Origin of the sequence: Streptomyces formicae, assembly GCF_002556545.1 — a bacterium.
In the GTDB taxonomy this organism is placed as follows: Bacteria; Actinomycetota; Actinomycetes; order Streptomycetales; family Streptomycetaceae; genus Streptomyces; species Streptomyces formicae_A.
In genome coordinates, this window is the sequence record NZ_CP022685.1 from 5,106,530 (window position 1) to 5,126,973 (window position 20,444).

17 protein-coding genes are annotated in these 20,444 nt (G+C 71.2%); 9 read left to right on the forward strand and 8 right to left on the reverse strand.

The window, feature by feature from the left end; genetic code table 11:
* The first annotated feature begins 7 nt into the window (after positions 1-7).
* The 3 genes from nth to KY5_RS22055 all read left to right on the forward strand — a co-directional run bounded on the left by nth (position 8) and on the right by KY5_RS22055 (position 3,231).
* Positions 8-1,153 (forward strand): endonuclease III, encoded by a 1,146-nt coding sequence (nth, locus tag KY5_RS22045; RefSeq protein WP_098243876.1) that lies wholly within the window; start codon positions 8-10, stop codon positions 1,151-1,153.
* Positions 1,154-1,268: 115 nt separating this feature from the next.
* Positions 1,269-1,976: an NUDIX hydrolase gene (locus tag KY5_RS22050; protein ID WP_098247398.1), complete on the forward strand. Its 708-nt coding sequence runs from the start codon at positions 1,269-1,271 to the stop codon at positions 1,974-1,976.
* A gap of 49 nt (positions 1,977-2,025) precedes the next feature.
* Positions 2,026-3,231 (forward strand): MarP family serine protease, encoded by a 1,206-nt coding sequence (locus tag KY5_RS22055; RefSeq protein ID WP_098243877.1) that lies wholly within the window; start codon positions 2,026-2,028, stop codon positions 3,229-3,231.
* A 69-nt stretch (positions 3,232-3,300) separates the two neighbouring features.
* Here the strand turns inward: KY5_RS22055 and KY5_RS42600 are convergent, their stop codons facing one another.
* The 6 genes from KY5_RS42600 to KY5_RS22085 all read right to left on the reverse strand — a co-directional run bounded on the left by KY5_RS42600 (position 3,301) and on the right by KY5_RS22085 (position 11,176).
* Entirely contained in the window at positions 3,301-3,507 is a 207-nt protein-coding gene (locus KY5_RS42600) for a hypothetical protein (protein ID WP_098243878.1), read from the reverse strand.
* A 122-nt stretch (positions 3,508-3,629) separates the two neighbouring features.
* On the reverse strand, positions 3,630-4,571 hold the full coding sequence (locus tag KY5_RS22065; protein WP_098243879.1) for an alpha/beta fold hydrolase: 942 nt from the start codon (positions 4,569-4,571) through the stop codon (positions 3,630-3,632).
* A complete protein-coding gene (locus KY5_RS22070; RefSeq protein WP_098243880.1) occupies positions 4,568-5,065 on the reverse strand; it encodes a phage holin family protein in 498 nt (165 codons plus the stop codon). The genes KY5_RS22065 and KY5_RS22070 overlap by 4 nt, the downstream gene beginning before the upstream one ends.
* Positions 5,066-5,132: 67 nt before the next feature.
* Positions 5,133-6,542 (reverse strand): Na+/H+ antiporter NhaA, encoded by a 1,410-nt coding sequence (gene nhaA, locus KY5_RS22075; protein ID WP_098243881.1) that lies wholly within the window; start codon positions 6,540-6,542, stop codon positions 5,133-5,135.
* A gap of 217 nt (positions 6,543-6,759) precedes the next feature.
* The gene (gene acs, locus KY5_RS22080) at positions 6,760-8,718 is read right to left on the reverse strand and encodes an acetate--CoA ligase (protein WP_418952805.1); all 1,959 of its coding nucleotides are present in this window, start codon (positions 8,716-8,718) and stop codon (positions 6,760-6,762) included.
* Between the two features lie 127 nt (positions 8,719-8,845).
* Positions 8,846-11,176: a bifunctional SulP family inorganic anion transporter/carbonic anhydrase gene (locus KY5_RS22085; protein ID WP_098243883.1), complete on the reverse strand. Its 2,331-nt coding sequence runs from the start codon at positions 11,174-11,176 to the stop codon at positions 8,846-8,848.
* Positions 11,177-11,473: 297 nt separating this feature from the next.
* Here KY5_RS22085 and KY5_RS22090 point away from each other — a divergent pair, with 297 nt between their 5' ends.
* Positions 11,474-12,754, forward strand: coding sequence for a hypothetical protein (locus KY5_RS22090; protein ID WP_098243884.1), 1,281 nt, complete (start codon positions 11,474-11,476; stop codon positions 12,752-12,754).
* Between the two features lie 41 nt (positions 12,755-12,795).
* On the opposite strand, the gene KY5_RS22095 is transcribed toward KY5_RS22090, so the two are convergent.
* Positions 12,796-13,776 carry an ATP-binding protein gene (locus tag KY5_RS22095; protein ID WP_098243885.1) on the reverse strand — a complete coding sequence of 327 codons (981 nt, stop codon included), beginning with the start codon at positions 13,774-13,776 and terminating at the stop codon, positions 12,796-12,798.
* Positions 13,777-13,877: 101 nt separating this feature from the next.
* Between KY5_RS22095 and KY5_RS22100 the strand changes: the two genes are divergently transcribed.
* Complete coding sequence (locus KY5_RS22100; RefSeq protein ID WP_098243886.1) at positions 13,878-14,693, forward strand: Fic family protein; 816 nt, start codon at positions 13,878-13,880, stop codon at positions 14,691-14,693.
* A gap of 411 nt (positions 14,694-15,104) precedes the next feature.
* Here the strand turns inward: KY5_RS22100 and KY5_RS22105 are convergent, their stop codons facing one another.
* Positions 15,105-15,929 (reverse strand): HAD family hydrolase, encoded by an 825-nt coding sequence (locus KY5_RS22105; protein WP_098243887.1) that lies wholly within the window; start codon positions 15,927-15,929, stop codon positions 15,105-15,107.
* Positions 15,930-16,441: 512 nt separating this feature from the next.
* Here KY5_RS22105 and ssd point away from each other — a divergent pair.
* The 4 genes from ssd to KY5_RS22125 are packed head-to-tail and all read left to right on the forward strand — an operon-like array spanning position 16,442 to position 20,428.
* Positions 16,442-17,590 carry a septum site-determining protein Ssd gene (gene ssd / locus KY5_RS22110; protein ID WP_418952806.1) on the forward strand — a complete coding sequence of 383 codons (1,149 nt, stop codon included), beginning with the start codon at positions 16,442-16,444 and terminating at the stop codon, positions 17,588-17,590.
* Positions 17,587-18,762, forward strand: coding sequence for a TadA family conjugal transfer-associated ATPase (locus KY5_RS22115; RefSeq protein ID WP_098243888.1), 1,176 nt, complete (start codon positions 17,587-17,589; stop codon positions 18,760-18,762). Before ssd ends, KY5_RS22115 begins: the two co-directional genes overlap by 4 nt.
* Before the next feature lie 8 nt (positions 18,763-18,770).
* On the forward strand, positions 18,771-19,646 hold the full coding sequence (locus KY5_RS22120) for a type II secretion system F family protein (protein ID WP_098243889.1): 876 nt from the start codon (positions 18,771-18,773) through the stop codon (positions 19,644-19,646).
* Positions 19,643-20,428: a type II secretion system F family protein gene (locus tag KY5_RS22125; protein ID WP_098243890.1), complete on the forward strand. Its 786-nt coding sequence runs from the start codon at positions 19,643-19,645 to the stop codon at positions 20,426-20,428. Before KY5_RS22120 ends, KY5_RS22125 begins: the two co-directional genes overlap by 4 nt.
* Positions 20,429-20,444: the final 16 nt, after the last annotated feature.

Genomic DNA, 20,444 nt, shown 5'->3' on the forward strand with positions numbered 1-20,444 from the left:
GGCTGAGATGGCGGCCGCGTCCCATGATTCCGCTGTGGGCGAACATGCGTCCAGCGCGCCCGGCAAAGCGACAAATCGGACAGCCCTCGGACGATCTAAGGCACTCACGGTGAAGAAGACGACGCCAGCGAAGAAGACGGCGGCGGCCCCGGCGAAGAAGTCCGCGACCTCCGCGAAGAAGACGGCAGCCAAGAAATCGGCAGCTACGAAGGCGGCAGCCACGAAGGCGGTCGTCAAGAAGGCGGCGGTCACGAAGGCGGCAGCCACGAAGGCGGTAGCCAAGAAGACGGCGGTCACGAAGGCGGCAGCCAAAAAAACCGCCACCGCGAAGCCCGCCCCCACGAAGCCCGCCCCCACGAAGCCCCCCACCAAGAAGCCCCCCACCAAGCCCGAGTCCCACACCGCCCTGGTCCGCCGTGCCCGCCGGATCAACCGCGAGCTCGCCGAGGTCTATTCGTACGCCCACCCGGAGCTGGACTTCGAGAACCCCTTCGAGCTCCTGGTGGCCACGGTCCTCTCCGCGCAGACCACCGACCTGCGCGTGAACCAGACGACGCCGCGCCTGTTCGCCGCGTACCCGACTCCGGAGGACCTGGCCGCCGCCGTCCCCGAGGAGGTCGAGGAGCTCATCAGGCCGACCGGCTTCTTCCGGGCCAAGACCAAGTCGATCATGGGCCTGTCGAAGGCCCTGCGGGACGACTTCGGGGGAGAGGTCCCCGGCCGCGTGGAGGACCTCGTCAAGCTCCCCGGCGTGGGCCGCAAGACCGCCTTCGTCGTCCTCGGCAACGCCTTCGGAGTCCCCGGCATCACCGTGGACACCCACTTCGGACGGCTGGTGCGCCGTTGGAAGTGGACCGAGGAGACGGACCCGGAGAAGGTGGAGACGGCCGTCGCCGCGCTCTTCCCGAAGAGCGAGTGGACGATGCTCTCGCACCGCGTGATCTTCCACGGCCGCCGCATCTGCCACTCCCGCAAGCCCGCCTGCGGCGCCTGCCCGATCGCCGAGCTCTGCCCGTCGTACGGAGAGGGCGAGACCGACCCGGAGAAGGCGAAGAAGCTCCTGAAGTACGAGATGGGCGGGCTGCCCGGCCAGCGCCTCAAGCCGCCGCCGGACTACCCGGGAAGGCCCGCGCCGCCGCTGGCCGAGGGGTGACATCGGGGCAGGGCGGAACGAACCGAGGGGCCAAGAGCGTTCTCCACGACGGACGGGGGTGCCGATGACGCACGCGAGCGAGAAGACCAGCGGTACGCACAGCGGGACGAACCACATGAGCAGCGGTTGCGAAGAGGCCGACAGAGGCCGCGCCGGGGACGGACTCCTGAGCACCGCGGGCCTGCCCCCGTGGCTGGACCCGGTCGTCCGCGCCACCGAGACCATCGAGCCGCACCAGCTGAGCCGCTTCCTGCCCCCGGAGAGCGGCGCCGGACGCCAGTCCGCCGTGCTCGTCCTCTTCGGAGAGGGCGCCAAGGGCCCCGAGCTGCTCCTGATGGAGCGCGCGGGCTCCCTCCGCTCGCATGCGGGACAGCCCTCCTTCCCCGGCGGCGCCCTCGACCCCGAGGACGGCGACCCGCGCGCGGAGGGACCGCTGCGCGCGGCTCTGCGCGAGGCCGAGGAGGAGACGGGCCTCGACCCCCGGGGCGTCCAGCTCTTCGCCGAGCTGCCCCGCCTCTTCATCCCCGTGAGCGACTTCGTCGTCACGCCCGTGCTCGGCTGGTGGCGCTCCCCGAGCCCGGTGGGCGTCGTCGACCCGAACGAGACGGCCCGTGTCTTCACGGTCCCCGTGGCCGATCTCACGGATCCGGCGAACCGCGTGACATCGGTCCACCCGAGGGGCCACCACGGCCCCGCCTTCCTCGTCGAGTCCGCTCTGGTCTGGGGTTTCACGGCCGGTGTGATCGATAGACTCCTGCACTTCGCGGGCTGGGAGCGCCCCTGGGACCGCAGCAGGCAGGTCCCGCTCGACTGGCGCGCATGACAAGGTTGCGGGAAGTTGGCGGCCGCGATGCGAGGCGAGGATTGAATCGGTGAACGTGCTGGACGTCCTGCTGCTGCTCGCAGCCGTGTGGTTCGCGGTCGTGGGCTATCGCCAGGGCTTCGTGGTCGGCATCCTCTCGGTGATCGGATTCCTCGGCGGCGGCCTCGTCGCCGTCTATCTGCTGCCGATCGTCTGGGACGCGCTCACGGACGACGACGCGGCAGCGGTGGGGACGACCGCGGCGGTGGTGGCCGTCGTCATCGTGATCGTCTGCGCCTCGATCGGCCAGGCATTCACCACCCACCTCGGCAACAAGCTGCGCAGATACATCACCTGGCAGCCCGCCCGCGCCCTGGACGCCACGGGCGGCGCTCTGGTGAACGTGGTGGCGATGCTCCTGGTCGCCTGGCTGATCGGCTCGGCCCTCGCGGGCACGACGCTGCCGACGCTCGGCAAGGAAGTGCGCAACTCGAAGGTCCTGCTGGGTGTTTCGCGCGCGCTGCCTGGCCAGGCGGACACCTGGTTCAACGACTTCTCCTCGGTCCTCGCGCAGAACGGCTTCCCGCAGGTCTTCAGCCCGTTCTCGAACGAGCCCATCAAGGACGTCCAGCCGCCGGACCCCAAGCTCGCCAAGAGCAAGGTCGCCACGACCGCCAAGCGCTCCATCGTGAAGGTCCGCGGTGAGGCCCGCGGCTGCGGCAAGGTCCTCGAAGGCACCGGCTTCGTCTTCGCGGACCGCCGCGTGATGACGAACGCGCACGTGGTCGGCGGCGTGGACGAGCCGACCGTCCAGATAGGCGATACGGGCCAGACGTACGACGCGAAGGTCGTCCTCTACGACTGGGAGCGCGACATCGCCGTACTGGACGTGCCCACGCTGAAGGCACCGCCCCTGCAGTTCACGTCCAAGGACGCGACCAGCGGCGCGGGAGCCATCGTCGCGGGCTTCCCCGAGGACGGCCCCTACGACGTCCGCCCCGCGCGCGTGCGCGGTCGCATCACGGCCAAGGGCCCGGACATCTACCACCGGGGCACCGTGCGCCGCGACGTGTACTCGCTCTACGCGACCGTCCGCCAGGGCAACTCGGGCGGCCCGCTGCTCACGCCCGACGGCAAGGTCTACGGCGTGGTCTTCGCGAAGTCCCTCGACGACCCGGACACGGGGTACGCGCTGACGGCGGACGAGGTCCGCGGGGACATCGAGCGGGGCCGCACCGCCAACCAGGAGGTCGACAGCCAGGGCTGCGCGCTCTAGCGGAGTCCTGGCGGGCCCGGCCGACGGCCGGTACGGGTCGTCGGCCGGTCCTGGCTGACGGGGAGCGGGTCAGTCGCGCGTGTGCCGCAGCCGCGCGGAGACCCAGCGGGCCCTCCTGCGGAGGATGCGGGGAATGCCCATGCCTTCTTGAGGCAGACCTGCTCGCGGGGGCCCGTGATGGCCCGGATCCTGTGGCCCGCCCCTCTCGTGGCTGTTCAGCGCTGTGGCCGAGCGGCGATTGCGTGCTACGTCACTGTAGTCGTGCGTCCAGCCCATACCCCGACGTGTGCCCGTGCCTCATGGTCGGTAACCGCGCACAGGGGCCCCAATTGGCCTATGCGTCAGGCAATTGGCGTTCGTAGGACAGGTGTTCCTATGGGTGGCCGTCGGAAGAGCGGCTAACGGTCCGGCTCGGGGTCCTTCAGCCAGTTCACCAGCTCCGTGGAGAACGCCACCGGGTCCTCCTCGTGCGGAAAGTGCCCGAGGCCGTCGAACAGGCGCCAGCGGTAAGGGGCTTCGACGTACTCGCCGGACCCCGCCGCGCTCCTCGTACGCATCACGGGATCGAGCGACCCGTGCAGATGCAGCGTCGGCACCCGCACCGGGCGCTTCATGCGGCGGTTGAACTGGATTCCGTCGGGCCGGGCCATCGACCGCACCATCCAGCGGTACGGCTCGATCGAACAGTGGGCCGTCGAGGGGATGCACATGGCCCGCCGGTAGGTGTCCACCGTCTCGTCGTCCGGCAGCCGGGGCCCTGACCAGTCGCGGACCAGACGGCCCACCAGGGCGCCGTCGTCGGCGACCAGTTGACGCTCGGGCAGCCACGGGCGCTGGAAGCCCCAGACGTACGACCCGGCGGCGGTCTGCCTGCGGTCGGAGAGCATCGCCGAGCGCCAGCGCCGCGGGTGCGGCATCGAGGAGACGGCGAGGCGGCGCACCAGCTTTGGCCGCATCACGGCCGCCGTCCAGGCGAGGTATCCGCCCAGGTCGTGGCCGACGAGCGCGGCGTCGGGCTCACCGAGGGACCGTACGACGCCCGTGATGTCGAGCGCGAGGTTCGCCGGGTCGTAGCCGCGCGGGGTGCGGTCGCTGCCGCCCACGCCCCGCAGGTCCATCGCGACGGCCCGGAAGCCCGCGTCGGCGAGCGCCACCAGCTGGTGCCGCCAGCTCCACCAGAACTGCGGGAAGCCGTGCAGGAGGAGGACCAGCGGCCCGTCCCCCATCTCGGCGATGTGGAAGCGCGCTCCGTTGGCCGCCACGTCCCGGTGGGTCCAGGGCCCCTCGACGCGTACGACCGAGGCGGGCGGTTGGGCCGGATGGGCGGCAGGGTCCGTCATGAGGACGAGCGTGCCACAGTCGCCCCCGTCTCACCGACTCGAACCTCGACGGCACTCGTGGGGCTCACCGCGCGGGGGTGCGGCTTGACGTTCCCCAGTACGGCAGCCGTCTCCTTGGCCGAAGCGGCGACCTTCTGCGGGCCCTTGCCCTTCTTGGCCTTCTTCGCGAAGACGACGCCGATCAGCGCGAGCAGCCCGGCCACCAGCACGTTGGCGGCGAAGGAAAGGACGAAGCAGATCGCCATGTTCCATCCGCTCCAGGTGCGGATGCCGTAGGCGAGCGCGAAGCTCAGCATCGGCAGCGAGAAGATGAGGACCGCGCCCGCGGCGGCGAACGCGGCGCCGCCCACCGCACCGCGCTTGACGTCCTGCCGCAGCTGGGCCTTGGCCAGTGCGATCTCGTCGTGCACCAGCGCGGACATCTCGCCGGTCGCCGTGGCGACCAGTTGGCCGAGGCTGCGCTCGGCGCCGACGGGTCCGTCGGGTGAGCTCATCGCGTTCTCCCCTTTTTCTCTTCTGATCTCTTCTGAGACGTGTCTGCTCAGATCATGTCTGCTCAGATCATGCCGGACCGTTGCCATCCTCGCGTTCCCCGCCCGACACTTCGGCAAGCCTGCGATGTTCGGCCGCCTTCTTCTCGTAGATGGCGGCCATCCGGAGGTGGTAGTCCGGCTTGTCCTGCTCGTAGACGTCGGGGATGCCGTCGAGGTCGTCGTCGCGCTCCTCGTCCTCCCACAGCTTGCGGTACTTGGCGTTCCGCAGCTTCAGGAGGATTCCGGAGAGCACGGCCGCGATGAGCGAGCCCATCAGGACCGCGGCCTTGATCTCGTCGGTGAGCAGCGGGTCCTCGGTGAAGGCGAGTTCGCCGATCAGCAGCGAGACGGTGAAGCCGATACCGGCCAGTGAGGCGACGGCGAACACGTCCGGCCAGGCCAGGTCCTCGTTCAGCTCGGCCTTGGTGAAGCGCGCCGCGAGCCAGGTGCCGCCGAAGATGCCGACCGCCTTGCCGACCACGAGACCGAGCACCACACCGAGCGTCTCCGGCGTGGTGAAGACGTCGCCGAGCACCCCGCCCGAGACGGCCACACCGGCGCTGAACAGGGCGAACAGCGGTACGGCGAGGCCCGCGGAGAGGGGACGTACGAGGTGTTCGATGTGCTCGCCGGGGGAGTGCTCCTCGCTCTCGTCCTCCTTGTGGCAGCGCAGCATCAGGCCCATGGCGACGCCCGCGATGGTGGCGTGGATGCCGCTGTTGTACATCAGGCCCCAGATGGCGAGCGCCAGCGGAACGTAGATGTACCAGCCGCGGACCCGCTTCCTGAGCAGCAGCCAGAAGACGGCGAGGCCGAGGACGGCGCCGCCGAGCGCCGCGAAGTTGAGGTCGCTGGTGAAGAACACCGCGATGATCAGGATCGCGAAGAGGTCGTCGACGACGGCGAGGGTGAGCAGGAAGGCGCGCAGCGCCGACGGCAGCGAGGTGCCGATGACCGCGAGGACCGCGAGCGCGAAGGCGATGTCGGTCGCGGTCGGCACGGCCCAGCCGTCCATCGAGCCGCCGCCGACCGTGTTGGCCAGGACGTACACGAGCGCGGGCACGGCCATGCCGCAGAGCGCGGCGACGACGGGGAGGGCCGCGGCCTTCGGGTCGCGCAGGTCACCCGCGACCAGTTCGCGCTTGAGCTCGATGCCCGCCACGAAGAAGAAGACCGCGAGGAGGCCGTCGGCCGCCCAGTGCTGGATGGAAAGGTCGAGGCCGAGCGAGCCGATCCCGAGGTGGAAGCCCCGTACGGATTCGTAGGAGCCGCCGGCCGTGTTGGCCCAGATCAGTGCGGTGACCGCGGCGATGAGCAGCAGCACGCCGCCGACGGTCTCGGTGCGCAGCGCGTTGGCGACGAAGTTCCGCTCGGGGAGCGAAAGGCGTCCGAGCACCTTGCGGTTGTGGTTGTTGCTGCTGGGGGCGGGCGCGGCCACGAGAGTCGACCTCCGGTCGGGTAGGCAGGACAAAGCTCATGCCGACCAGACTTCCCGGCGCACCTAGATCTTTCTTGTCGCGTTGTTGACGCGATCCTTAGCGTACCTAACGTGCGCCCGGACGTATCCAGTGATCTTCACCTTAAGCACAAAAAGGGCACCCGGCGCGCTTGGCGCCGGGTGCCCTTGGTCCGCCCGAGGGCGGCTGATCAGCTGATCAGTCCTCGCTGGACGCCGAGGGCAGCTTCGTCTGGATGAGGTCCATCACGGAGGAGTCCGTGAGCGTGGTGACGTCACCGAGCTCGCGGTTCTCCGCGACGTCCCGCAGCAGGCGCCGCATGATCTTCCCGGACCGGGTCTTCGGCAGCTCGGCCACCGGCAGGACCCGCTTGGGCTTGGCGATGGGGCCGAGCGTGGCGCCCACGTGGTTGCGCAGCTCCGCGACGAGCCCCTCGTCCTCGGCGTCCGCCGTGCCCCGCAGGATCACGAAGGCGACGATGGCCTGGCCCGTCGTCTGGTCCGCCGCGCCCACGACCGCCGCCTCGGCGACCGCCGGGTGCGAGACGAGCGCCGACTCGACCTCGGTGGTGGAGATGTTGTGCCCGGAGACGAGCATCACGTCGTCCACCCGGCCGAGCAGCCAGATGTCGCCGTCCTCGTCCTTCTTGGCACCGTCTCCCGCGAAGTACCTGCCCTCGAAGCGCGACCAGTACGTGTCGATGAACCGCTGGTCGTCGCCCCAGATGGTGCGCAGCATGGACGGCCACGGCTCGGTCAGGACCAGGTAGCCGCCGCCCCCGTCCGGCACCTCGTTCGCCTCGTCGTCGACGATGGTGGCCGAGATGCCCGGCAGGGCGCGCTGGGCGCTGCCCGGCTTGGTCTCGGTGACGCCCGGCAGCGGCGAGATCATCATCGCGCCGGTCTCGGTCTGCCACCAGGTGTCCACGATGGGGCACTTGTCGCCGCCGATGTTCTTCCGGTACCAGATCCACGCCTCGGGGTTGATCGGCTCGCCGACCGACCCGAGCACCCGCAGGCTGCTGAGGTCGAACTTCGCGGGGATGTCGTCGCCCCACTTCATGAACGTCCGGATCGCGGTCGGCGCCGTGTAGAGGATGGTGACCCCGTACTTCTGGACGATCTCCCAGAAGCGGCCCTGGTGGGGGGTGTCGGGGGTGCCCTCGTACATCACCTGCGTCGCGCCGTTGGCCAGCGGGCCGTACGTGATGTACGAGTGCCCGGTGACCCAGCCGATGTCGGCCGTGCACCAGTAGACGTCGGTCTCCGGCTTGAGGTCGAAGACGGCGTGGTGGGTGTAGGCCGCCTGCGTGAGATAGCCGCCCGAGGTGTGCAGGATGCCCTTCGGCTTACCCGTGGTGCCCGAGGTGTAGAGGATGAAGAGCGGGTGCTCCGCGTCGAACGCCTCGGGGGTGTGCTCGGCGGACTGGCGCTGCGTGATCTCGTGCCACCACACGTCGCGGCCCTCGGTCCACGCCACGTCCTGCTTCGTGCGCTGGACGACGAGGACCTTCTCGACCCCGGCGACCCGGGTCACGGCCTCGTCCACGGCGGGCTTGAGCGCGGACGGCTTGCCCCTGCGGTAGCCGCCGTCGGAGGTGATGACGACCTTGGCGTCGGCGTCCTCGATGCGCTTGGCGATGGCGTCCGCCGAGAAGCCGCCGAAGACCACCGAGTGGGCGGCGCCGATGCGGGCGCAGGCCAGCATCGCGATGACCGCCTCGGGGATCATCGGCAGGTAGACGGCGACCCGGTCGCCCTTCCGGACGCCCAGCTCGGTCAGGGCGTTGGCCGCCCGGCTGACCTCGTCCTTCAGCTCCGCATAGGTGATGGCCCGGCTGTCGCCGGGCTCACCCTCGAAGTGGATCGCGACGCGCTCGCCGTTGCCCGCCTCCACGTGGCGGTCGACGCAGTTGTACGCGACGTTGAGCTTCCCGTCGGCGAACCACTTGGCGAACGGCGGGTTCGACCAGTCGAGCGTCTCGGTCGGCTCCGTGGCCCAGGTCAGCCGGCGGGCCTGCTCGGCCCAGAAGCCGAGCCGGTCAGCCTTGGCCTGCTCGTACGCCTCCGCCGTGACGTTGGCGGCTGCGGCCAGCTCCGCCGGCGGCGCGAAGCGACGCTCCTCCTTCAAGAGGTTGGCCAGGCTTTCGTTGCTCACGACATCTCCCTTTCCCAGGGTGTCCGTTGTGTCCGAAGCCACAGCTCATCAGACACAACCCGTGGTGACAAGGGTCTGCCGAAAATTGGTTTAGACCTTTACCTGAAGAGCGTCCGCCGGACAGGTCCTAGACGGTGACCCGCGCCGTGGGCGCCACCTGATCGAAGACCTCGTCGGGCAGTTGCTCCGCGCCGGTGCCCTCCGTGAGGAGATAGGCCTGCGCCTCTCCGACGTGGAAGTACATACCGTGCAGCTCAAGATCACCTTCGGCAAGTCGGCGCGCCACCGACTCGTGCGCCCTCAAGTGCTCCAGTTGCTGCACCACGTTGGTGAGACAGAGCTGCTCGACCGCGTCGGCGGGCGCGCGCCCGGCCAGCCGCGCCCACGCCCTGTCCTGCGCGCCCATCCGCTCCAGGCTCGGCTGCCCGTGCCGCAGCCAGCGCCGCAGCGGCGTCTGCGCGCCCCCGGGCGGGGTGGTGAGCAGCGCCTGCATCGCGCCGCACCCGGAGTGCCCGCACACGGTGATGGACCGCACCTTGAGCACGTCCATCGCGTACTCGATCGCGGCGCCCACCGAGTCGTCCCCGCTCTCGGCGCCCGGCAGCGGCACCAGATTGCCCACATTGCGTACGACGAAGAGGTCGCCGGGACCGCTCGACGTGATCATCGAGGTGACGACCCTGGAGTCCGCGCAGGTCAGGAAGAGCTGTGCGGGCTGCTGCCCCTCACGCGCGAGCCTGGCGAGCTCGCCGCGCACATGGGGTGCCGTGTTCCGCTGGAACGCGCTGATACCGGTGGCCAGTTGATGCCCGCTCGGTCGCCCCGCGTGCTGCTCCTCCTCCTGCGGGCGGTCGCAGTGGTGGTTGCGCCAGGGCGTCCAGGGGCGGCAGCAGGAGTGCGAGGCGCTCGCCGGTTCGGCGATGCGGGTGCCCGCGCGCCCGGTGACCTCGACGGTCCCGCCGTGCGCGGTGTGGGCGTCCTGCCAGCACTGCAGCGATTCGTACGCGGCGTGGTCCATGAAGGAGCCGTCCAACTCCACCACGGCGTCGGCCCCTTGCGGCACCAGGTGCAGCGTCCTGCTGAGCCGGGGCACCGCGAGGAACGTCAACTGGCCCCGCACGCGCACGTGGTGGACCCCCTCCCTCTCCTCGTGCGTGATCCGCGTACGGGCGAGGCGGTGCATGGCGACGCACACGGCGACGGCGATGCCGAGCCCCACGCCTTCGAGGACCCCGAGGAAGACCACGCCGAGGGTGGTGACGGCGTACACGAGGATCTCGCGGTGGCGGGTGATCGTACGGATGTGGTTCAGGCTGACCATCTGGATGCCGACGGCCATGACGAGGGCGGCGAGGGCCGCGAGGGGGATCAGCTCCAGGACGGGGACCAGGAGCAGCGCGGCCACTACTACCCAAACGCCGTGCAGCATCGTGGAGTTCCTGCTGACGGCGCCCGCGCGCACATTGGCCACGCTGCGCACGGCGACTCCGGCGACGGGCAGTCCGCCGAGCGCGCCGGAGACGATGTTGGCGGTGCCCTGGCCGAGCAGCTCGCGGTTGAGGTCGGAGCGGCGCACGCCCGCGTTCAGCTCGGGCCGCTTGGAGAGCAGCTTGTCGACGGCGACGGCGCCGAGCAGCGACTGCACGCTGCACACGAGGGTGATGGTGAGAACGGCCGCGACGAGCCCGAGCGCGGGCCCTTCGGGCAGCCCCACCAGCGCGTGACTGCGCCACGAGGGCAGATCGACCATGTCCAGGTGGAGATGGGCGAGTGCGGCGACGACGGTCGCGAGGGCCACCGAGACGAGCGCGGCGGGCACGACGCGGGCGATCCGGCCGAGGCGCCCGGGAATCCGCGGCCACAGCAGCAGGATCGCCAGCGTGAGGACGCTGATCGACAGCGCGGCCGGATGCAGGTCGGCGAGTTGGGCGGGCAGTGAGCGGAGGTTGTCGAGCACGGAGCTCTGCGGGGTGCCGCCGAGCACGATGTGCAGCTGGGCGACGGCGATGGCGACGCCGATACCGGCCAGCATGCCGTGGACGACGGCGGGGCTCACGGCGAGCGCGGTGCGGGCCACGCGCAGGCAGCCGAGGCCGAGTTGGGCGAGTCCGGCGAGCACGGTGATGGCGCAGGTGGTCCGCCATCCGTACCGCTGGATGAGGTCGGCGGTGACCACGGTGAGTCCGGCGGCGGGGCCGCTGACCTGGAGGGCGGATCCGCCGATCCGGCCCGCGACCAGGCCGCCGACGGCGGCGGCGACCAGGCCCGCCTGGAGCGGGGCGCCGGTGGCCAGGGCGATGCCGAGGGAGAGCGGCAGCGCGATCAGGAAGACGGCGACCGACGCGGAGAGGTCGGCGCTCGCGATGCGGAACTTCTTGCGGGGCGGTGGGGCGTGCGGGTTGTTGGCGCGGGGCGTGTGGGCCGAGTCGGTGGTGCGAGTGGGGACGCAGGCAGACATGTTTCCCGTCTCCTCCGGGGCAGCGCGGTCGCGGGACAAGGGGTCCTCCGGAGATGTCCGGAGGGCGGGTCGCGGCCGTGGGTCACGGCGTGCAGCGGCGGGATATCTCAACTCTCGGTAAACGAACCGTAATGCAGAGTAAAGGTCGCGGATGGAATTTCGGTGCAAATAGGGTAATCAATCACTCCAAAGAGTGAATAAGAACTTTCGTCGGCTTGTCGGAACACGACATTCCGGGCTCCGTGCGAGGTTGCTGGCGATCTGTCCCGACTTGCATGGAAAGAAGGTGGGCGGAAGATGGCCGCCACCCGGAGGATCGTCGCGAGCCTCACCGCCCTCGTGGCGTGCGTCGCGGCACTGGCAGGCTGCGCCGAACGCGGTGGCGCCAAGGACGGCGCGGGGGAAGGGGCTTCCGGCGCGAAGAAGGCGGCGGGCGCCGCGGCGCCCAAGGCCCCGGTCCGCATGATCGGCGACGGCTCCACGGCGTTCACCGGCCAGCAGCCGCACCTGCCGAGACCCGAGCGCCTGAAGCCCGGTCAGAAACCACCCCAGTTCGTGGTCTTCTCCTGGGACGGCGCGGGCGAGGACAGCCAGAAGCTGTTCTCGCACTTCCGCAAGGTCGCCAAGCGCAACAACGCCACGATGACCTACTTCCTCAGCGGCGTGTACATGCTGCCCGAGGCGAAGCGCGAGCTCTACAAGCCGCCGCAGCACCTGGCGGGCAGCTCGGACATCGGCTTCAACGACCGCAAGGGAATCAAGGACACCGTGGACCAGCTCCGCGGCGCCTGGCTCGAGGGCAATGAGGTCGGCACCCACTTCAACGGCCACTTCTGCGGCGCGGGCCGCGGCGTCGGCGAGTGGTCCGTCGAGGACTGGAAGAGCGAGATCAACCAGGCCAAGTCCTTCGTGAAGGCGTGGAAGACGAACACGGGCATGAAGAAGGCGCAGCCGCTGCCCTTCGACTACGACAAGGAACTGGTCGGCGCCCGCACCCCCTGCCTGGAGGGCCAGAAGAACTTCATGCGCGCCGCGCGGGAGTTGGGCTTCCGCTACGACACCAGCGGGGTCAACAACCAGCTGTGGCCCAAGAAGAAGGAAGGGCTCTGGGACCTGTCGATGCAGCTCGTCCCGGTCCCCGGGCGCCAGTTCGAGACGCTCACCATGGACTACAACTTCATGGTCAACCAGTCGGGTTCGACCTCGCACGGCGACCCCGCCAAGCACGAGTACTGGGGCGACCAGATGCGTGACGGCCTGCTCCAGGGCTTCGACCGCGCCTACAAGGGCAACCGCGCGCCGCTGATCATCGGCAACCACTTCGAGTCCTGGAACGGCGGCACGTACATGCGGGCCATCGAGGAGACCATCGGATCGGTCTGCACCAAGCCCGAGGTGCGCTGTGTCTCCTTCCGCCAGCTCTCCGACTGGCTGGACGCGCAGGACCCGAAGACGCTGGCGAAGCTGACGAAGCTTCCGGTGGGCAAGGCCCCGAAGGAGGGCTGGCCCGCCTTCCTCTCGGCCAGGCCCGCACCGGCCCCGAAGGGCGTCCCGGGCGCCCCGGCGGTCAAGCCGTAGCGCCCGACAGCGCCGTCAAGTCCTGGACCCTGCGCGAGTGTTCACGCGGAAGCAGTGATCCGCTCGCGCAGGACGAAGTCGGGGTCGACCTGGTCGGCCAGGTCGGCACCCGTCCGCTCGTTGCCCCAGCTCTGCGCGTTCTTCAGGTGGAAGTGGACCATCTGGCGGGTGTAGCGCTCCCAGTCCCTGCGCTCGTACGAGGCGTCGACGGCGGCCTGAAGCGTCCGCAGGGAGCGCTGGTTGTCGTCCTCCAGGAGCTCGAAGCGGGGCGGGCGGCCCTTCTCCATGGCGCGCACCCAGTCCGAGTGGCCGACGGTCACCAGGAGGTCGTCGCCCACCTGCTCGCGCAGGAAGTCCAGGTCGTCCTCGCCCTGCACCTTGTTGCCGACGACCTTGAGGTCGACGCCGAAGTCCCGGGCGTACTCCTTGTACTGGCGATAGACGGAGACCCCCTTCTTCGTCGGCTCGGCCACCAGGAACGTCATGTCGAAGCGGGTGAACATGCCGGAGGCGAAGGAGTCCGAGCCCGCGGTCATGTCCACGACCGCGTACTCGTCACGGCCGTCGACCAGGTGGTTCAGGCACAGCTCCACCGCTCCCGTCTTGGAGTGGTAGCAGGCGACACCGAGGTCGGCTTCGGTGAACGGCCCGGTGACCATCAAACGCACGGCGCCGCCGTCGAGTTCCACCGGTCGCGCGCAGGCGTCGTAGACGGGGTTGTCCTCGCGCACCCGCAGCAGCCGCGAGCCCTCTCCGGGCGGCGTCGTCTTGATCATCGTGTCGGCGGAGGCGATGCGGGGGTTGGAGCCTCGCAGGTAGTCCTTGATGAGGGGCAGACGCGCGCCCATGGCGGGCAGCTCGGCGGCCGCCGCCTCGTCGAGGCCGAGCGCGGGGCCCAGGTGCTGGTTGATGTCGGCGTCCACCGCGATGACGGGGGCGCCGGTGGCGGCGAGGTGGCGGATGAAGAGCGAGGACAGGGTGGTCTTGCCGCTGCCGCCCTTCCCTACGAAAGCGATTTTCATAACCACGTAGCGTAGCCGCTCGGATACGTGGGGTACTCGGTCCGCGTGAAGAAGACCACTCCTTCGTGGAGCGGCGCCCTGGAGTACGTAGGGTCGTACTCATGAGTACGACAGCTGATCCGCTCGGAACCCTGGCCGGGCTGCCCGGCGTGCCCGACTCCGTGGACTCCGTGCGCAAGGCCGTGGACCGGGTCTACGGACACCGGATCATGCGGCGCCGCAGCAACGAGATCACCTCCGAGGCCGCGCTGCGCGGAGCGCGCGGCTCCGCGGCGCTCTCCGGTGCGGAGTGGGCCCTGGAGGAGGTCCGTCGGCGCAGCGACTTCAGCGGTGACGGCGAGGCCCGCACCGTCGGTGCCGCCCTGCGGCTGACCGCGGAGGCGGGCCAACTCCTGTCCATCTGGCGGCAGTCGCCGCTGCGGGTCCTCGCGCGTCTGCACCTGGTCGCCTCGGCGGACGCCGACGAGGCGGCGGGGCGGCCGCGCCTCGCGGGCGAGTCCGTCGAGGAGCCCCTCGTCGAGTTGGCGCTGCCGGACGCGGACGAGGTGGCGGGCCGCCTCGAGGGCCTGTCGCAGCTGATCATCGCGGGCAGTGCGGCCCCCGCGCTGGTGATGGCCGCCGTGGTCCACGGCGAGCTGCTCAGCCTGCGGCCCTTCGGTTCGCACAACGGCCTGGTCGCGCGGGCCGCCGAGCGCATCGTCCTGGTGGGCAGCGGCCTCGACCCGAAGTCGATCTGCCCGGCCGAGGCCGGGCACGCGGAGCAGGGCAGGGCGGCCTACGTGGCGGCGCTCGACGGCTACGCGTCGGGCACTCCGGAGGGCATGGCCGCCTGGATCGCGTACTGCGGCAGGGCGGTCGAGCTGGGCGTCAGGGAGTCGACGGCGGTCTGCGAGGCGATGCAGCGCGGCGCGGCCTAGGAACGGCCGGACGGTCGGTTCAGGGCCCTGACAAGGGTTGCGGCGGTACGGAAATCCGTACCGCCGCTGGCATGTCCATCGGGTTACCAAGCGTCCTCGAAGTGTTGCCCATCAGGTCGGGACGTTGCCCGTCACCTGGTGCGGCTGGCCCGTAATCGACGGGTCGACGTCGCGTGGGTGCTCGATGTCCATGCTTCGGTCCGTGGGGCCTTGGTTGCGTTTAAAGGTAATCCTCTCGGATGTCCTTGGTCTCGCGGGCCGTTGACTCCTTTGTACTCCTGTCCTGGAGTAAGCGGAAGTCCTGGCTGCACTTCTTTACTTTTAGGTTCAAACAGGCATGAAACGGGCGGACGGTTTCGGCCTGTACGGGAGGGCGGCTTCGGCCTGCACGGCAGGGCGGCTTGGGCCTGGTCAACCGGCGGCCGCGCGGCGGCGGGTGGCGAGCCACACCAGTCCCGCCGTGGCCGCCGCGGCGCCGACCGCGGCCGCCGCCACCAGGGCGGGGCGCGGCGGCGCCGGCAGGCGCTGCTTCAGGCGCACGGGCCGGTGGAAGTCGAGGATCGGCCACTCGCGCGCGAGGGCCTCCTTGCGCAGCGCCCGGTCCGGATTGACCGCGAAGGGGTGCCCTACGGAGTCGAGCATCGGCAGGTCGGTCGCCGAGTCGCTGTAGGCGAAGCAGCGGTCGAGGTCGTACCCCTCCGACCGCGCGAGGTCCTTGATCGCCTCGGCCTTGGTGGGCCCGTACGCGTAGTACTCCACCTCGCCGGTGAAGCAGCCGTCGTCGCCGACCACCATGCGGGTCGCCACCACCCGGTCCGCGCCGAGGAGTTCACCGATCGGCTCGACGACCTCGGCGCCCGACGTGGAGACGATGACGACGTCGCGGCCCGCGGTGTGGTGCTCCTCGATGAGGGACGCGGCCTCGTCGTAGATGATCGGGTCGATCAGGTCATGCAGGGTCTCCGCGACGATTTCCTTGACCTGTTGCACGTTCCATCCACGGCACAGCGCGGACAGGTACTCGCGCATCCGCTCCATCTGGTCGTGGTCGGCTCCGCCCGCGAGGAAGACGAACTGCGCGTACGCGGTGCGCAGTACCGCCCTGCGGTTGATCAGGCCGCCTTGGTAGAACGACTTGCTGAAGGTGAGCGTGCTCGACTTCGCAATGACCGTCTTGTCCAGGTCAAAGAACGCGGCAGTGCGAGGCAAGGAGTGGTTTTCCACGAGCCCGAGCATAGGCGCCCACCATTCGGCGTAAGCTGAGGCGCGTGGGTTTGCCTGAGAAGGCTCTCGGGTACACCATGGAAGTCACGGATCGTTCGCGACCGTGCTAACCCGGTCTGGCTCCTCCCCCCCCGAGTCGGACCGTGGGGACGACCCCCGCTCTCCCCCCCGGCGGGGGTCGTCGCATGTCCGGATGGGTTTTCAACCCTCCGATGATCCCTCAATCGGCCTACCGGCCAAGCTGATCGCCCTCGTGGCGATCTTCTGCCATGCCCTGAGTTCGTCACTGTGCGTAGTCGTGAGGCTGCGCTGCGGAAGTCGCCGGGATGTCACTGGTATGGGTGAGCGGGATATTCACAGCCACCGTCTTGTCCACAGTTATTGACCAAGATCCACACGATTTCCCGGACCGCTGCACGCTGATTCCGCCCGTTCCACTCGCGAAGTTCATGGCCGGATTGCTTTGTCCGGTTCTCCGCGGGCTGCGGGACGCGGCATTCACAGGCGCTTGCGGTGAGAGGGGGATGGAGATCGTGGGTGGAGTCATTTCACACGATGGGGCGGCGACGTCCGACGGACGGCAGAGCGGACCGCTGATCGTCACGGAGGACGTGGAGCTGCTCGACGACCTGCTGCGGCTGTGCGCCGCCGCGGGGGCACGGCCCGAGGTGCATCACGGCGGGCCCGAGGGGAGAGAAGGCTGGGACTCGGCGCCGCTCGTGCTCGTCGGGGACGACGCGGTGGACCGGGTGCGCGGGGCCGCGCGCCGCCGCGGGGTCGTCCTCGTCGGACGGGACCAGGACGATTCGGGGGTCTGGCAGCGGGCCGTGGAGATCGGCGCCGACCGCGTGCTGCTCCTGCCCGACGGCGAGCAGTGGCTCGTGGACCGCATCGCGGACGTGGCCGAGGGCGTGGGCAGGCCCGCGCTCACCGTCGGGGTCATCGGCGGGCGCGGCGGGGCCGGTGCGTCCACGCTGGCCTGCGCCCTCGCGGTCACGGCGGCGCGGGCCGGGCACCGCACGATGCTCGTCGACGCCGACCCGCTGGGCGGGGGCCTGGACGTCCTGCTGGGCGGTGAGGCCGCCGACGGACTGCGGTGGCCGGCCTTCGCCGCGTCGCGGGGCAGGGTCGGGGGCGGCGCCCTCGAGGAATCCCTGCCGGAGCTGCACGCGCTGCGGGTGCTGAGCTGGGACAGGGGTGACGTGGTGGCCGTCGCCCCGGAGGCCGTACGCGCGGTCGTCGCGGCCGCCCGCAGGCGCGGCGGAGTGGTGGTCGTGGATCTGCCGCGCCGCGTGGACGAGGCGGTCGCCGAGGCGCTGGACCAGGTGGACCTGGGCCTTCTCGTGGTGCCCGCGGAGCTGCGCGCCGTGGCGGGGGCGCGGCGGGTGGCGTCGGCCGCGGGGATGGTGCTGCGCGATCTGCGGGTGGTCGTCGCCGGGGGCGCAGGGTCCGGGATCGGCGAGCAGGGCGCTCCGGGAGGGTTCGAGGCCGATGAGGTCGCGCGGCTGCTCGGGCTGCCGCTGGTCGGCGAAGTCCCGTGGGAGCCGGGGCTGTTGGCCGGGCAGTGCGGTGGGGTGCCGCCCGGGGGCGCCGCGCGCGGGCCGCTGGCGCGGTTCTGTGCCGCCTTCTGGGACCGGGTGCCGGTGGACAGCGCGGCGGGAGGCGGCGCATGAGCGCGGTGGTCGGGGCCCGGATGCTGGACGGGGTCAGGCAGTGGCTCGCGGAGAGCGGCACGGAGCCCACTCCGGCGCGCGTCGCGGAAGCGCTCCGGGCCCAGGGTAAGGTGCTCGGGGACGCGGAAGTCCTCGGGGCGGCGGCGCAGTTGCGCTCGGAGCTGGTGGGGGCGGGACCTCTTGAGCCGCTGCTCGCGGACGAGTCGGTGACCGACGTTTTGGTCTCCGCGCCCGACCGGGTGTGGGTGGACCGGGGCGGCGGCCTGGAGCTCACCGGGGTCACCTTCCGGGACGCGGCGGCGGTGCGGCGGCTCGCGCAGCGTCTCGCGGCCGTGGCGGGCCGCAGGCTCGACGACGCGAGGCCCTGGGCGGACGCCCGTCTCCCGGACGGCACGCGGCTGCACGCGGTGCTGCCGCCGGTGGCCGTGGGCTCGACCTGCCTCTCGCTGCGGGTCGTGCGGCCGCGCGCCTTCACCCTCGCGGAACTGATCGCGGCGGGGACGGTTCCGCCCGGTGGCGACCGGGTGCTGCGGGCCCTGCTCGACGCCCGTCTCTCCTTCCTGATCAGCGGGGGCACGGGCAGCGGCAAGACGACGCTCCTGAGCGCGCTGCTCGGCCTGGTCGGGCCCAAGGAACGGATCGTCCTGGCCGAGGACTCGGCGGAGTTGAGGCCCGACCACCCCCATGTGGTGCGTCTTGAGGCCAGGCCCGCGAACCAGGAAGGGGTCGGTCTCGTCGGCCTGGACGACCTGGTCCGCCAGGCGCTGCGGATGCGGCCCGACCGGCTGGTGGTCGGCGAGGTGCGAGGCCCGGAGGTGACCCATCTCCTTGCCGCGCTGAACACGGGCCACGAGGGCGGCTGCGGCACGGTGCACGCCAATGCCGCGGCGGACGTGCCTGCCCGGCTCGAAGCCCTGGGCACGGCCGCGGGGCTCGACCGCACCGCCCTGCACAGCCAGTTGGCGGCGGCGCTCTCGGTGGTGATCCATCTCGTACGCGACCGCGCGGGCCGACGCAGGATCGCCGAGGTGCGCGTGCTGGAGCGGGCCGCTTCGGGCCTGGTGGTGACCGTGCCCGCGCTGCGGTGGGGAGAGCGGGCGTTCTTCAGGGAGTCGGGATGGCCCCGGTTGAACTCGCTCCTCGGGGGCGGTGCTTGGGGTGATGCGGGGTGAGTACGCCGATGTGGGCGGCCGCCCTCTGTGTAGGGGGCGCGGCCTGGCTGATGGGGGCGCGGGACCTGCGGGCGCGGCGAGTGCGGGTGGTGCTCGGGGGCGGTGGGCCGCAGGGGGCGGGTGGCTGGTCCTGGCGCAGGGCCGTCGCGGCAGGGCGGGGGCGGGTGCGGGTGCGACAGGAGTGGTGGTGCCTGGCGGTCGGGGTGGTCCTCGGGTTGCTGGGGGAGTCGGTGGTGCCGGTGGTCCTGGGAGCGGCGGGGGTGCCGCTCGCGCGACGCGTGCGGAGGGCCAGAGAGGCCCGGGGCGCGAGGGAGCGGCGGGGGGACGCGGTGATCGAGATGTGCGGGGTGCTCGCGGGTGAGGTGCGGGCGGGGCGACAGCCGGGGGAGGCGCTGCGGGTGGCTCTTGGTGAGGCGGAGGCAGAGGCAGAGGTGGCTGTGGGTGCGGAAGGTGGGGGTGGTGCGGCTCGGAGTGCGGTGTTGGCGGCGGCGCGGTTCGGCGGGGACGTTCCCGGGGCGTTGGGGGATGCGGCGAAGGAGCCCGGCGCCGAGGGGCTGCTCGGGCTCGCGGCGTGCTGGCGGGTGGCGGTGGATCGCGGCGCGGGGCTCGCGGCGGGGCTTGAACGCCTGGAGGCCGCGCTGCGCTCAGAGCGTGATCAACGAGCTGATCTGCGGGCTCAGTTGGCGGGCGCGCGCTCGACCGCCGTGATGCTCGCGGGGCTGCCGCTGCTCGGCCTGCTGATGGGCACCGCGCTCGGCGCGGACCCACTGAGGGTGCTGCTGCACACGGGAGCGGGTCTCGGCTGCCTGGCGACGGGCGGAGTGCTGGAGGGCGCCGGGGTGTGGTGGGCGCTGCGGATCGTACGAGGGGCGGAGGGGCGATGAGGGGTGTCTACGGGCTGGGGGCGGTCGTGTGGGGTGTGGCGGCCGTGGTCTGGGTGGTGCTGACGGTGGTGGCGGCGAGGAGGGAGAGAGCGGCGCGGAGGAGGGCCGAGGAGGCGTTGGGGGTGCTGGTGACGCCTCCGGCGCGGGTGCGGCGGGAGCGGTGGCTCGGGCGGCTGGGCGGGGCGCGTGGGTGGCTCGCGGTGGCCGGGGCGGTGAGTGCGGGATACGTCCTGGTGGGCGGGGTGCCGGGGTTTCTCGTGGGGGTGGCTGCCGGGTACGGGGTGTGGCGCTGGCGGCGGGGGCGTGAGGTCGGGGAGGCAGGTCAGAGCGATGACCTGGAGGCGGCGCGGCAACTTCCTCTGGCGGCCGATCTGTTGGCGGCCTGCGTCGCCGCCGGGGCGAGCCCTGTGGCGGCCGCGCAAGCCGTCGGGGAGTCGCTGAGGGGGCCGGTGGGGGTGTGCCTGGCGAGGGGCGCGACCGAGTTGAGGTTCGGCGCCGAACCAGCCGACGCGTGGCGGAGGTTGGGTGCGATACCGGGCGCCGGGGCGCTGGCGCGGCTTCTGGAGCGGATGGGTGAGTCCGGCGCTCCGGCGGCGGAACCGGTGGCGCGCGTCGCCGCGGACGCGCGGGCCGAGCGGGGACGTACGGCGACGGCCGCGGCGCGGAGAGCGGCGGTGCTCATGACGGCGCCCGTGGGGCTGTGCTTCTTGCCCGCGTTCGTGGCGGTCGGGGTGCTGCCGGTGGTGATCGGGCTCGCGGACGGGTTGCTGAGCGTCGGCTGAAGCCGAAGTCGACGTC

Coding starts and splice junctions, on each gene's coding strand:
- ssd (WP_418952806.1), top strand. CDS start 16,442: ATGGAGATCGTGGGTGGAGTCATTTCACACGATGGGGCGGCGACGTCC.
- KY5_RS22050 (WP_098247398.1), top strand. CDS start 1,269: ATGAGCAGCGGTTGCGAAGAGGCCGACAGAGGCCGCGCCGGGGACGGA.
- KY5_RS22065 (WP_098243879.1), bottom strand. CDS start 4,571: ATGACGGACCCTGCCGCCCATCCGGCCCAACCGCCCGCCTCGGTCGTA.
- KY5_RS22085 (WP_098243883.1), bottom strand. CDS start 11,176: ATGTCTGCCTGCGTCCCCACTCGCACCACCGACTCGGCCCACACGCCC.
- KY5_RS22115 (WP_098243888.1), top strand. CDS start 17,587: ATGAGCGCGGTGGTCGGGGCCCGGATGCTGGACGGGGTCAGGCAGTGG.
- KY5_RS22120 (WP_098243889.1), top strand. CDS start 18,771: ATGTGGGCGGCCGCCCTCTGTGTAGGGGGCGCGGCCTGGCTGATGGGG.
- KY5_RS22070 (WP_098243880.1), bottom strand. CDS start 5,065: ATGAGCTCACCCGACGGACCCGTCGGCGCCGAGCGCAGCCTCGGCCAA.
- nth (WP_098243876.1), top strand. CDS start 8: ATGGCGGCCGCGTCCCATGATTCCGCTGTGGGCGAACATGCGTCCAGC.
- KY5_RS22095 (WP_098243885.1), bottom strand. CDS start 13,776: ATGAAAATCGCTTTCGTAGGGAAGGGCGGCAGCGGCAAGACCACCCTG.
- KY5_RS42600 (WP_098243878.1), bottom strand. CDS start 3,507: ATGGGCTGGACGCACGACTACAGTGACGTAGCACGCAATCGCCGCTCG.
- KY5_RS22100 (WP_098243886.1), top strand. CDS start 13,878: ATGAGTACGACAGCTGATCCGCTCGGAACCCTGGCCGGGCTGCCCGGC.
- KY5_RS22125 (WP_098243890.1), top strand. CDS start 19,643: ATGAGGGGTGTCTACGGGCTGGGGGCGGTCGTGTGGGGTGTGGCGGCC.
- KY5_RS22105 (WP_098243887.1), bottom strand. CDS start 15,929: ATGCTCGGGCTCGTGGAAAACCACTCCTTGCCTCGCACTGCCGCGTTC.
- KY5_RS22090 (WP_098243884.1), top strand. CDS start 11,474: ATGGCCGCCACCCGGAGGATCGTCGCGAGCCTCACCGCCCTCGTGGCG.